The sequence below is a fragment of the Olleya sp. YS genome (assembly GCF_029760915.1).
GTDB lineage: Bacteria > Bacteroidota > Bacteroidia > Flavobacteriales > Flavobacteriaceae > Olleya.
In genome coordinates this window covers 1,248,931-1,263,341 of the sequence record NZ_CP121685.1, presented here as the reverse complement: position 1 = coordinate 1,263,341, position 14,411 = coordinate 1,248,931, and the positions used below count along the sequence as shown (strand labels likewise).

General features: G+C 36.2%; 7 protein-coding genes. 5 read left to right on the top strand and 2 right to left on the bottom strand.

Translation table 11 applies throughout. The annotated features are described in order from the left end of the window. Nucleotides 1-82 precede the first annotated feature (82 nt). From pbpC to Ollyesu_RS05810, 4 genes are all read left to right on the top strand, one after another. On the top strand, nucleotides 83-2,434 hold the full coding sequence (gene pbpC, locus Ollyesu_RS05825; RefSeq protein WP_279302855.1) for a penicillin-binding protein 1C: 2,352 nt from the start codon (nucleotides 83-85) through the stop codon (nucleotides 2,432-2,434). Nucleotides 2,435-2,619: 185 nt separating this feature from the next. Further along, nucleotides 2,620-9,162, top strand: a complete 6,543-nt coding sequence (locus tag Ollyesu_RS05820) for a choice-of-anchor L domain-containing protein (protein WP_279302854.1) — start codon at nucleotides 2,620-2,622, stop codon at nucleotides 9,160-9,162. Between the two features lie 28 nt (nucleotides 9,163-9,190). Beyond that, entirely contained in the window at nucleotides 9,191-10,096 is a 906-nt protein-coding gene (locus Ollyesu_RS05815; protein WP_279302853.1) for a type IX secretion system membrane protein PorP/SprF, read from the top strand. A gap of 20 nt (nucleotides 10,097-10,116) precedes the next feature. After that, nucleotides 10,117-12,033 (top strand): OmpA family protein, encoded by a 1,917-nt coding sequence (locus Ollyesu_RS05810; protein WP_279302852.1) that lies wholly within the window; start codon nucleotides 10,117-10,119, stop codon nucleotides 12,031-12,033. 77 nt (nucleotides 12,034-12,110) lie between these two features. On the opposite strand, the gene Ollyesu_RS05805 is transcribed toward Ollyesu_RS05810, so the two are convergent. Together Ollyesu_RS05805 and Ollyesu_RS05800 are read right to left on the bottom strand one after the other, a co-directional pair. Continuing rightward, on the bottom strand, nucleotides 12,111-12,602 hold the full coding sequence (locus Ollyesu_RS05805; protein ID WP_279302851.1) for a hypothetical protein: 492 nt from the start codon (nucleotides 12,600-12,602) through the stop codon (nucleotides 12,111-12,113). Nucleotides 12,603-12,613: 11 nt separating this feature from the next. Next, a complete protein-coding gene (locus tag Ollyesu_RS05800; protein WP_279302850.1) occupies nucleotides 12,614-13,081 on the bottom strand; it encodes a CYTH domain-containing protein in 468 nt (155 codons plus the stop codon). A 65-nt stretch (nucleotides 13,082-13,146) separates the two neighbouring features. Between Ollyesu_RS05800 and dinB the strand changes: the two genes are divergently transcribed. After that, nucleotides 13,147-14,250 (top strand): DNA polymerase IV, encoded by a 1,104-nt coding sequence (gene dinB, locus Ollyesu_RS05795; RefSeq protein WP_279302849.1) that lies wholly within the window; start codon nucleotides 13,147-13,149, stop codon nucleotides 14,248-14,250. Nucleotides 14,251-14,411: the final 161 nt, after the last annotated feature.

Here is a 14,411-nt window from a genome sequence, read left to right as displayed (position 1 = left end):
ATAGTTAGGATACTTATCAAGTATAAATGTATTTATTTAAATTCACAATTATTTAAGCCCTTAAAAGACTATTGTATAGTTTATGTATAGGATATTCGACCTAATTAATAGAAATAAAAAGAAATCAATAGTTATATGTATACTATTGGTAGCCTATTTATTCTGTTTACCTAAACAACTGTTTAAAGATCCCAATGCAACTGTAATAACAAGTAGCAAGAATCTATTATTAGGAGCACAAATTGCAGATGATGGACAGTGGCGATTTCCTGAAAACGATAGTATCCCTGAAAAATTTAAAACCTGTATTATCGCTTTTGAAGATGAGTACTTTTACAAACATCCAGGTTTTAATCCTATCTCTATTATTAAAGCTTTTAAAGAAAATTTAAGTTCTGGTGAAATCAAACGTGGTGGAAGTACCATTACGCAACAAGTTATAAGGTTATCTAGAAAAGGGCAATCTAGAACTTATCTTGAAAAAATCAAGGAAATTATTCTTGCTACGCGATTAGAATTAAGATATAGTAAGGAAAAAATCCTGTCGCTTTATGCTAGTCATGCGCCTTTTGGTGGAAACGTTGTTGGTTTAGATGCAGCTTCCTGGCGTTATTTTAATAGAGATGCGCACAACCTATCTTGGGCAGAAAGTGCAACATTAGCAGTTTTACCCAATGCACCTAGTTTGATTTATCCTGGTAAAAATCAAGAACTATTACTTAAAAAACGAAATAGATTACTCAAAAAACTATTGGAAAATAAAACTATAGATTCACTGACCTACGATCTATCGATTGAAGAAGGTTTACCTCAAAAACCTTATGGTTTACCTCAAATTGCACCTCATTTACTACAAAATATTTCTAAAACCAATAAAGGCGAACGCATAAAAACAACTATTAATAAACATTTGCAAGAACAAGCAAATACTATTGTTTACAATCACTATAATACTTTAAAACAGAATGAAATTTATAACATATCTGTATTAGTTTTAGATGTAAAAACCAGAAAAGTACTGACTTATATAGGCAATACTCCTACTGATAAAGCACATCAAAATAGTGTTGATATTATTAATAAACCCAGAAGTACAGGTAGCATTTTAAAACCTTTTTTATATGCAGCAATGTTAGATGCTGGAGATATTTTACCTAACACTTTAGTGGCAGATGTCCCTTCACAATTTGGCAACTATTCACCAGAAAATTTCAATAAAGAATTTGATGGAGCTGTACCTGCAAAACGTGCGTTGTCACGATCTTTAAATGTACCAGCTGTAAGAATGTTACAGGAGTTTGGGTTGGATCGATTTCATCACTACTTAAAAGCTTTAGAATTAAAAGATATTAGGTATAATGCCAATCATTATGGCTTGTCTCTAATTCTTGGTGGTGCAGAAAGTAATTTGTGGGATTTATGCAAAAGTTATGCAGCATTCTCATCAACAATTAATCATTTTAACGATACATCTTCTGAGTATTTTTCAAATGAATTTTGTGAGCCAACATTTTTTGATTCGAAAAACATTGACTTCGGAAAAAAATCGTCAGAAAAAACAGTTTTTGATGCAGCTTCTATCTATCTAACTTACGAGAGTTTAAAAGAAGTCAATCGTCCGGAAGGTGATGATAATTGGGAGTTTTTTGATGATTCTAAACAAATTGCTTGGAAAACCGGAACTAGTTATGGATTTAGAGATGCTTGGGCTATTGGTACGACCAAAGATTATGTTGTTGGTGTTTGGGTTGGTAATGCAGATGGAGAAGGTCGTCCTGGGTTGGTTGGTGTTCAAACTGCAGCACCAATTTTATTTGATGTCTTTGATATTTTACCTAATAGTGAATGGTTTAAAAAACCATTTGATGAAATGCAAGAAATTGAAATTTGCACAAAAAGTGGTTACAGAGCTTCTACTAATTGTAACGATAAACAATTACAATTTATACAGCAAAGTGGTTTAAAAACAAGACCTTGTCCATATCATAAACTTATTCACTTGGATACTAATTTGACCTATCAAGTCAATTCTTCATGTGAAGATTTAAGTCGTATTAATCATCAATCATGGTTTGTTTTACCTCCTTTAATAGAATATTACTACAAGAAAAAAAATCCTTTTTATAAATCTCTTCCACCATTTAGGGCAGATTGTTTGAGTGAAAACAAAGTAGATATGCAATTTATTTATCCAAAAGAATCAAGCACTATTTTTCTTCCTAAAGACTTTGATGAAAAAGTAAACGAACTTATTTTAAAAGTTGCACATTCTAAAAAAAATAGCACGCTTTTTTGGTACATTGATAAAACATATTTAGGTCAAACTACAGATATTCATAATATCGCAATTATTCCAGAAATTGGTGAACATTTATTAACTGTTATTGATGAAAATGGTAATGAATTGAAAAGAAAGGTTATAATTTCTAAATAATTATCCCATGTAAGTCTCAAAGTAATATTTTTTTAACAAAAATTTATCATTTCATCGAAAAAAAAGGCATTACATCTATCTGTGATAAAATAGTCTATTTAATAGTATACCTTTAAATGACTAAACTAATGTTTTACACAATATTTTTCATAAAAAATTTAAACTAACACATCAATTTCATAAAAATGAAAAAAACTACCTTCATTTTAGTTTTGCTTTTATCTTTAATAGGTTTGCAGGCTAATTCACAAGTACTTAATGAGCCAGCCAATTGGCCAAATACCAATTGGACAGTTACTGGAACTTATAACACAGCTCCTACAGCATTTGAAGCAGATCCAACCACTACCGCAAACTTTGCATTTGACGATGATGATGCAGGTAGTACGAGTTCGGATAATATTCAAGCCGAGTCACCAATTATAGATTTGACTGCAGCATTTACTGCAGGAGAGACGTGGTTGTTTGTAGACTTTGATTATGTTTTTAATTGGATAAGTGCAGACGCCATAGGAGTTGAATATTGGGATGCAGATGCTGGGACTTGGAACCCTTGGGGAACTCCAATACAAGCAGATACACCAACACCACCAACAGATAATTTTTGTTCAGGTACTACGGTAGCCTTTACCTCAGAGCAATTAAACATAGCAGGCTTTACTGCGACACAGTTATCAGGATTTAAATACCGTCTATATTATGATGATGGTGGTATCTGGGGATGGGGATTTTGTATAAACTCTCCAACCGCAACCTCACAAATGCCTCCAACTTGTCCAGATATTACAGGTTTAACAGCAACAACTACAGGCGATAGTACTGCAGACATTTCATGGAACGTAGGAGGTACAGAAACCGAGTGGCAAATTTGGGTACAACCAGCAGGAACAGGTGTACCAACAACAGATGGTACAGCAACCATGTCTAACATGCCTTATCCAGCGATGGGGTTAACCCCTAGTACAGCGTATGAAGTATATGTTAGAGCTAATTGTGGTACAGATGGGTTTAGTAATTGGATAGGTCCAGTCAACTTTACAACCTTTAACACACCACCTCCACCACCAGTAGGAGTAACCTGTGCAAGTGGCGCATCGACATTTGTCTTTACAGAAGACTTTGGAACCGATACCAACACCAATCCATCAGGATGGACAGGAACAGGGTTTGATGGTTCTAACGGAAATTGGGACATTACCGCAGTGAGTGGAAACTCAGGTGGTACAGGACCAAACATCACTTGGGATGGAGTTGCAGGAGGCATGCACTTAGAATATGAAGCTTCAGGAAACGCAACAGATATTGCATCAGCCATTACACCTGCAATCGACTTATCGACTGCGGTTGATGGTGCAGAACTATCGTTTTACATGCATGCTTTTGGTACAGATATGGGAACGCTAAACGTAGGTGTTAGCACGTCTCAAACAGGACCATTTACGACAGAATATGCTTGGGTAGGTGACTATCAAGCTACAGCAGATGAAGCTTGGGTACCAATAGGAGTTAACTTAGATGCTTACTTAGGACAAGTCATTTATATAGAATTTAGCTATGGAGGTGCAGGAACAGGATTTGAAGGTGATATGTCTATCGATCAAGTTCGTGTGGAAACCTGTGGAAACTTCTGTGTAGCGCCAACAGGTTTAATGGTAGACGCTATAACAGATACTACAGCAGATATCTCTTGGACAGCTAATAACGGAGAAACCGCTTGGGAGATAGTAGTACAACCAGCAGGAACTGGTGTACCAACAGGACCAGGAACAGCTATTACCACCAATCCTTACACAGCAATGGGATTATCCTCAAGTACAGTGTATGAAGTATACATTCTAGCAGATTGTGGAAACGGAATGAGTGTATGGGCAGGACCAGTTAACTTTACCACACTTAACACACCACCACCACCACCAGTAGGAGTAACTTGTGCAAGTGGATCTTCTACATTTATCTTTACAGAAGACTTTGGAACTGATACCAACACCGATCCATCAGGGTGGACAGGAACAGGGTTTGATGGTTCTAACGGAAATTGGGATATTACTGCAGTGAGTGGAAACTCAGGTGGTACAGGACCAAACATCACTTGGGATGGAGTTGCAGGAGGCATGCACTTAGAATATGAAGCTTCAGGAAACGCAACAGATATTGCATCAGCCATTACACCTGCAATCGACTTATCGACTGCGGTTGATGGTGCAGAGCTATCGTTTTGGATGCATGCTTTTGGGGATGATATCGGTACGTTAAACGTAGGTGTTAGCACCTCTGCAACAGGACCATTTACGACAGAATACACTTGGATAGGTGACTATCAAGCTACAGCAGATGAAGCATGGGTACCAATAGGAGTTAACTTAGATGCTTACTTAGGGCAAGTCATTTATATAGAATTTAGCTATGGAGGTGCAGGAACAGGATTTGAAGGTGATATGTCTATCGATCAAGTTCGTGTAGAAACTTGTGGTAACTTCTGTGTAGCGCCAACAGGTTTAATGGTAGACGCTATAACAGATACTACAGCAGATATCTCTTGGACAGCAAATAACGGAGAAACCGCTTGGGAGATAGTAGTACAACCAGCAGGAACAGGCGTACCAACAGGACCAGGAACAGCTATTACCACCAATCCTTACACAGCAATGGGATTAACTGCAACAACAGATTACGAAGTATATATTCTAGCAGATTGTGGAAACGGAATGAGTGTATGGGCAGGACCAGTTAACTTTACCACGCTTAACACACCACCACCACCACCAGTGGGTGTGACTTGTGCAAGTGGAGGATCTACTTTTATATTTACAGAAAGTTTTGGAAACGATCCCAATACTGATCCAATCGGTTGGACAGGAACCGGTTTTGGAGGCGGAAATGGTGATTGGGATATTACTGCCGAGAGTGCAAACTCTGCAGGAACAGGACCAAATATCACTTGGGACGGTAGCCCAGGAATGCATTTAGAATATGAAGCTTCAGGAAACGCAACAGATATTGCATCAGCCATTACGCCAGCAATCGACTTAACACCTGCAATAGATGGTGCAGAGTTATCGTTTTGGATGCATGCTTTTGGAGATGATATCGGCACATTAAATGTAGGTGTTAGTACGTCTGCAACAGGACCATTTACGACAGAATTTACATGGGCTGGTGATTATCAATCTACAGCAGATGAAGCATGGGTGCCAATAGGAATTAACTTAGACGCTTATTTAGGACAAGTTATTTATGTAGAATTCAGCTATGGAGGTGCAGGTTCAGGATTTGAAGGTGATATGTCTATCGATCAAGTCCGTGTAGAAACCTGTGGTAGCTTCTGTATTGCACCAACTAATATAACAGCAACAAGTATTACAGAAACCTCTGCAGATATTTCTTGGACACCTAGTGGACCAGAAACTCAGTGGAATTATGTGGTGCAACCAGCAGGTACTGGTGTGCCAACATCAGGAACAACCGTTAGTACAACAACAGTGTCTGAAACCGCATTAAACCCAGCAACAGATTATGAAGTCTATGTACAGGCAATCTGTGGTGCAGATACTAGTGTTTGGGCTGGACCTTTTAACTTTTCAACGTTAATTCAATTTAACTTTAATTTAGATTGTGCTGTTGATGGACCTCAAACTGTAACATATTGTTACGAAAACAACGACACTAACGTGTTTACATTTACATCTACAGATGGAACTACGCCTTTAAACTTAGTAATAAGTGCTGGTGAAGTAGAAAATAACTTTGATGAAGTGATTGTTTTAGATTCAGACGGAACGACCAATTTGAATGCAGCAACTCCTTATGGTAATGCTGGTCAAGTTTCTGGACTATCATTTCAATCTACAGGAACCACTATTTCCTTTCAAGTAGATTCAGATTTTACAATTGGATGCGCAACAGGAGGATTTACTCCAATAACTTTTACTGTAACTTGCGCAACTTGCATTAATCAAGTAGTTGATTTTGTGACTGTAAGCGATTGCGATAATGGTAATAATCAATTTTTTATTGATGTGGATATTACTAGTATTGGTGATGCAACAACTTTAAACATCACAGATAATCAAGGTAGTCCGTTACAAACTGCAATGGCAGTAGGAATTGTACAAATGGGACCATATGCTTTAGATACAGATGTTGTAGTTACTGTTGCTAATGCAGATGACAGTAATTGTGTTGTTACTAGTAACACTTTAAATGTTCCAGTTTGCCCACCAGCAAACGATGAATGTACAGATGCAATAATAGTAACACCAAATGCTGACGAGAACTGTACTACAATAACAAGTGCAACTCTTTATGGAGCAACACCTTCTCCTCAAGCTAATCCTTGTCCTGGAGATACTAATGATGACGTATGGTTTCAGTTTGATGCTATAGCAACAGACCATGGAATAGATATTAGTAATATCATTGGCGACACTACTAATTTAGACCATGCATTATATGAAGGAACAGATTGTAACAACTTAACTAATCTTTACTGTGAAGCTGGTAATAATAGTATAGCTAACGGTTTAACCGTTGGAAACACATACTATATTAGAGTTTTTACAGCTGGAGATACACCTTTCCAAGATGTTAGTTTTGATTTATGTGTGTTCACAATTCCACCTCCAATTACAACAAATGATACTTTATATACAGTTACTGAATTGGTCAATAATGTACTTGTAAATTCACCTTGTGCTATTGTTAATAATGTAACTTCATCAACAGGTACTGATTTTGGTGGTCCAAATGGTATTGGATATTTTGAAGCTAATGGTTCAAGTTTTCCATTCCAAAGCGGTATCGTGTTAACTACAGGTAATGTATTAAATGCACCTGGTCCGGAAACCGGAGTTTTAAGTGATGGTGGTGGTGTAGGATGGCCTGGAGATGCAGACTTAGAAGCGGTAATAAATGAAGGGCCAACAAATAACGCATCGATTATAGAATTTGAATTTACACCATTAATTGATCAATTATCATTCAATTTTATTTTCGCTGCAGAAGAATATGGTACATTCCAGTGTGGTTTTTCTGATGCTTTCGCTTTCTTATTGACTGATATAAGTACAGGTATTACTACTAATATAGCAGTTGTTCCTGGAACCACAGATCCAGTATCGGTATTTACTATTAGAGATAATACTCATAATGGAGGTTGTCCATCTTCTAACCCAGCATTATTTGATTCTTATTATGGTCCTGGAACTGGTCTACCACCTATTACTAACCCAACTAACTTTATTGGAAGAACTGTTCCACTAACAGCTATGGCTCCTGTTATACCTAATAATGTGTACAGCATAAAGCTTGTAGTTGCAGATGATGGTGATACTGCTTTTGATTCGGCTGTATTCCTTGAAGCTAGTAGTTTCGATATTGGTGAAATTGATTTAGGAGATGATATTCTACTTGATAGTGGTTTAGCTAATTGTGAAGGTGAAGCTGTAACATTAGATATTGGAGTGCCTCAACCAGCAGGTACTACTATAACTTGGTATACTGTTGCAAATGGTATTACTGAGCCAATTTTAGGTGAAACAGGTCCTACATTAGATGTTACTGAAACTGGTTTATATCAAGTTGATATTGTATTTACTGGTACATCTGCTGCTTGTTTCTATTCTGATGATGTATTAGTTGAATTTTTTGAAAACCCTACTGCAGACCCACAAACAACAATTCTTGCATGTGATACTGACAATAGTGGAATAGCAATTTTTGACCTTACAGAGAATGAAGCAAACATTATAGGAACACAAACCGATGTTATAGTTATTTATTATGAAACAGCACAAGATGCATTGGATGGAACAAATCCTATAACAAATCCAACAAGTTATACTTCATCAGGTGCTACAACTATATACTTTAGAGTTGAAAGTGTTGTAACTGGATGCTTCAAAACAAATAGTTTTGATTTAGAATTAGCACCAAAACCAATATTAGTTCAAGCTGATGATGTCATAGGTTGTGATAACGATAATGACGGAATTGCAGATTATGACTTAACAGTAAATGAAACAGTTATTGCAGATGGACAAACAGATTTAGTATTCACTTATCATAATTCAATTGATGATGCTAACGCTAGTACTAATGCTATCACAGGTATAACTGCATATGATTCTCCAGGTGCAGAAACTATTTACGTAAGAGCAGAAAACGCAACAACTGGATGTTTTGAAACTACAACCTTTGATTTAGTATTTGGTATCTCCCCAGAGACCATGTTTGATTCTTCTATTGTTTATGAGGTATGTCCAAATGCTACAGTACCAATTACCATTAGTGCAGAAGCGGTTAACTATACGACTTCAGAGGTAAGCATTAAGTGGTATAATGAAGGTGTAGAAGTGGTTGGTCAAACCGGATTAGATTTACCAACAGTATTAACCCAAGGGACTTATAGTATAGAGGTGACCTTTAACGATACAGGATGTTCAAGCACTACAGATGTGTTTGTATCAGAATTAGAAACCTGTGTTATTCCACAAGGTATCTCACCAAATGGTGATGGGTTTAATGATAACTTTGATTTAAGTAGTTACGATGTACAACTATTAGAGATTTACAACCGTAATGGACGATTAGTCTATTCCAAAGAGAACTACTCTATGGAGTGGGAAGGTCAGTCTGATGACGGAGAGATGTTACCAGTAGGGACTTATTACTACGTCATGAAATATCAAGGAACAAAAACAAAAGCCGCTTGGGTATACATAAACAGATAAACTAACTAGCAAACCAACAAAATAACAGATGAAAAAAATAGTATATATCGTATTCCTAGTGTTTATAGGTGTACAAGCCCAACAAGATCCACAGTACACACAGTACATGTACAACATGAATGTGGTCAATCCAGCCTATGCAGGTTCATTTGATGGTGTCGCTATAGGCGCGCTATACAGAAGCCAATGGGTAGGGTTGGAAGGAGCACCAACCACAGGGACTCTAGCCATCCACTCGCCAGTAGGTAAAAACGTCGGTTTAGGCTTCTCTTTAATAAGTGATGAAGTCGGACCAGTAAACGAGACCAATGCCTATGTAGATTTCTCCTACACCATACCAGTAGGAACAGGTACCAAATTAGCGTTTGGATTAAAAGCAGGAGCCACGTTTCATGACATTGGGTTAACCGGATTAGATTTAATAGATCCTAACGATCCGTTTTTCTCGCAAAACATAAACGAGATTACACCCAATATTGGAGCAGGACTATATTTTTACAAACCAAGCAAATTTTATATCTCAGCCTCGATGCCAAATATTTTAAACTCGGTACATTTAGATGCCAATGGATTTAAAATAGGATCAGAGACACAGCACTTTTTTGGAGCAGCAGGTTACGTGTTTGATTTATCAGAAGACTTTAAGCTAAAACCACACGCTTTAGCCAAAATAGCATTTGATGCACCACTTAGTTTTGATGTTAATTTAAATCTGTTTATGTATGATTTTGTAGAGGTTGGAGCAGGATACCGTTTGGATGATTCCTTTAGTGGGATGATTAACTTTTTAGTAGCACCAAATTTAAGAATTGGTTATGCCTATGACAGTATCCAATCTCAATTAGATGTAGTGACCAATGCCTCACATGAGATTTTTGTTAATTTTGATATTAACCTTCCAAGAAAAGTATCACGTTCACCACGTTATTTCTAAACCTTAAGCTAACCAAGACAATGAAAAAAATACAACTATTTATAATCGCTATACTACTAAGCAGTACCAGTGTAATTGCCCAAAGTAATGCGACGAAAAGAGCCGATAAATTATTTGCTAAGTTTCAATTTGTAGACGCTATTGAGGCCTACAATAAACTTGTAGAAAAAGGAGAAGGTAGTGCCTACGTGTATTCTAGATTAGCAGAAGCTAACTACAATATATTTAGTACTATCGAAGCCGAGAAATGGTATGCTAAAGCAATTGAAGCCGGTAATGCAGAGCCAGAAACCCTGTGGAAGTATTCAGAGATGTTAAAAGCTAACGGTAAGTATGCAGCCTCTAATACGCAAATGGATAAGTTTGCATCCATGCGACCAGCAGATGAGCGTGCAGTACTCTACAAAGCCAATCCAAATTATTTATCAAAAATATTAGACAAAGGAAAAAAGTTTAACGTACAAAGCTTAGAGCTTAACAGTAGTAATTCTGACTTTGGAGGAACCCTTCAAGACGGTAAACTATATATTACTACCTCTAGAAATGATAATAGAAAAAAATATGGATGGAATGAAGAGCCATTCTTAGATATCTATCAGTACACCTTAGCAGATGATGGAACCTATCAAGGAGAGACGCTTCTTGGAAACGAAATCAATACCAAGTATCACGAAGGGATAACAAGCTTTACACCAGATGGTAAAACCATGTTTTTCTCTAGAGAAAGTTTCTTTGAAAACATTTACGAAAAAGACAGTCTGTCTAACACCAAGTATAGTGTCTTACACTTATTCAAAGCTAAAAAAGGAAGTGATGGCTTTTCACAAATAGAAGCACTGCCAATCAATAGTCCAAACTACTCCATTAAAAACCCAACTATTAGTGTAGATGGACGTACTATTTACTTTGCAAGTGATATGCCAGGAGGTTTTGGAAAGTTTGACATCTATAAAGCCACGTTAGACAACAATGGTAATGTAGGGACACCAGTAAACCTAGGTCAAAAAGTAAATACAGAAGGCCAAGAGATGTTTCCATACATTAGTAGTAACAACACCTTATACTTCTCGTCAACAGGCCACTTAGGATTAGGTGGTATGGATGTCTTTTACACCAAAGAAATAGACGGTAAAGTAGCACCAATTCGTAATGTAGGTATCCCAATTAATAGTAATGGAGATGACTTTGCATTTAGAATGAACGAAGATACAGGCGAAGGGTTTGTCTCTTCCAATCGTGAAGGTGGACAAGGTAGTGATGACATTTACGCTATTAAAAAACTACAACCATTATGTGATGTGCTAATTGTAGGAACTGTTTTAGATGATAAAACAGGAGAATCATTAGCAGGTGCACTAACCAGTTTAGTAGATGCAAACGGAAACGTGTTAGCCTCTAAACCAGCCAATGCAGAAGGACAAGTAGAATACATAATAGAATGTGAAACAGATACCGAGTTACAAGTCACTATGGATGGTTATGAAAGTAACAAGGTTGCTATCGCAGGAAGTAATGAAGAAGAAGTTGCAGCAACGGTAAGATTACAACCAATAGAGAAGATTGTCATCCCACAAGAGCGTGTGGTACTTAATCCAATATACTTTGACTTTGACAAATCTAATATCACAGCACGCGCAGCGTTTGAGTTAGACAACTTAGTACAAGTCATGAACAAGTATCCTGATTTAGTGATACAGGCGACCTCACATACCGATTTTAGAGGATCAAGACAATACAATCAAGGCTTGTCAGAACGTCGTGCACAAACTACAGTACAATACGTCATCTCTAAAGGAATTGATGCAAATAGAATTAGCGCCTCAGGACGTGGTGAGACAGAACCAGCAGTAGACTGTAACCCTTGCTCTGACGAAGAACACCAACTAAACAGAAGAAGCCAATTCTTTATTGTTAGTGGTGGCCCACAAAGACAATAAAAACACACTTATAGTTTACAACCAAAACACACTATAAACCATAAAAAAAGCCTTACTAATTTAGTAAGGCTTTTTTGTTATCGTAAACTATATCCTTTAGCTGCCCACCATGGATGCACTTCAATTTTCAAACGACCAGCTTTAACCATTGGGTCTGAATTGGCTAAACTATCTGCCATTTTTAATGTTGGAACATTATAAATAGTTATTCCTCTAATGTCTCCATCATCACCAAAAGGACCAGAAATATCTGCATAACCTAAATCATACATTTTACCTAAATGTGCACGATGCTGCTTTTGTAAAATTGTAGCTTCTTCTTCATTTTGATTTCTAATTGGACCTGTTTTTAAAAAAGCAATAAAATACTGTTGCATAATAATAGTGTCTTTTGTTTTTTCATCAACATAATCAAAAGTTTCAAAGCCTTCAGATTTTAAAGAATCTAGTAGTTGTTTAGATGTTTGTTTTACTTCCGTTTTTACGTCCTCTAAAGTAGGTGTTACTTCTTTTGTTTCATTTTTACAAGCCATTAACATGACTAATACAATCCATACTAATCGTTTCATAATAATAATTTTTACCATTTTGTAAATGGATGTTTACTTAATTGCGAATTATAATATTTTATGTCACCAGTGACTTCTTTACCCAACCAATTGGGTATTGAAAAAGATTCTTTTTCTGAGGTTAGCTCAATTTCTGCAAGAATTAAACCTTCATTCTTACCAAAAAACTCATCGACTTCAAAAATATGACTACCAACTTTAACTTCATGCCTAATTTTATCAATAACTCCTTTTTTACAGAGTTTTAAAAGTTGTTTTGCTTCAGTTTTTGGTATTTCTTTTTCCCACTCATATCTTGATAATCCGTTTACAGACGACTCTCCTTTTATTGTTAAAAACCCTTGCTCGCCTTTTAAACGCACTCTGACTGTTCGTTTTTTATTTGTACTTAAAAAACCCTGAATAATTCTAGTTTTTTTATAGGCTTCAGTTTTAAAAGCATTGGATGTGACTAAAAATTTACGTTCTATTTCTATCATAGTTTTATTTTTATTTCATTTTAAAAGGAAATAAATAAAAGACATTTAATGTCTAAATTTACAAGATGCAAAACGATTTACCAATAAGAAAAATTATTCATGTCGATATGGATGCCTTTTACGCATCTGTAGCACAAATGGATAATCCAGAACTTAAAGGAAAACCAATTGCAGTTGGAGGTGGTGGAACACGTGGTGTTATTAGCGCAGCAAGTTATGAAGCAAGAAAGTTTGGAGTAAAAAGTGCGATGTCTGGCAGGTTAGCAATTAAATTATGCCCAGAATTAATCTTTGTTAGAACAGATTTTGAGCGTTATACCGAAATTTCAAAAAAAATTAGAGCAATCTTTTATGAATATACCGATTTGGTTGAGCCTTTATCTTTAGACGAAGCCTATTTAGACGTTACCGAAAACAAAAAAGGAAATCCAAGCGCATCGCTTATTGCGGAAGAAATTAGAGCTAGAATCTTTAACGAAGTTGGACTAACTGCTTCTGCTGGAATTAGCATTAATAAATTTGTAGCCAAAGTTGCGAGCGATTACAATAAACCTAATGGACAAAAAACAGTAAATCCAGAAGAGGTTTTAGACTTTTTAGAGGCTTTAGACATTAGAAAATTTTACGGAATAGGAAAAGTAACTGCCGAAAAAATGTATCAAAAGGGCATTTTTACTGGTCAAGATTTAAAATCTAAATCTAAAGAGTATTTAGAAGCAAATTTCGGAAAATCTGGCAAATCATACTATTACATTGTTAGAGGTATCCACAATAGTGAAGTCAAACCAAACAGAACTAGAAAATCTTTAGCTGCAGAACGTACTTTTAGCGAAAACTTATCTTCTGAAGTGTTTATGTTAGAAAAGCTTGACCATATTGCTGAAGAAGTGGCTAGACGCCTAAGCAAAAGCAAAGTAGCTGGTAAAACTGTAACGCTTAAAATAAAGTATAGCGATTTTACCTTACAAACACGAAGTAAAACGTTGCCTTATTTTATTGCAGATAAAGCTGTTATTTTAGAAACCGCTAAAGAGTTGTTGTACCAAGAAAAAATGAGTAACTCTGTGCGTTTATTAGGTATTTCTTTATCTAATCTAAATACTGAAAAGAAAGCTAAGCCTATTACAAAAGACAAAGAGGTGAGTGTCCAATTACGTTTTGAGTTTTAAATTAAAAACCAGCTATATCTCTATAACTGGTTTTAATTATTAATACTATCATTAGTTAAGCGTTAGCGATAAAAACGACATCCTTTTTTGTGCGCGCTTATGCGCAAAAAAGATATAGTGAATAGCGCGACCCTTGTTGTAACGCTCAAAAAGAGATTATT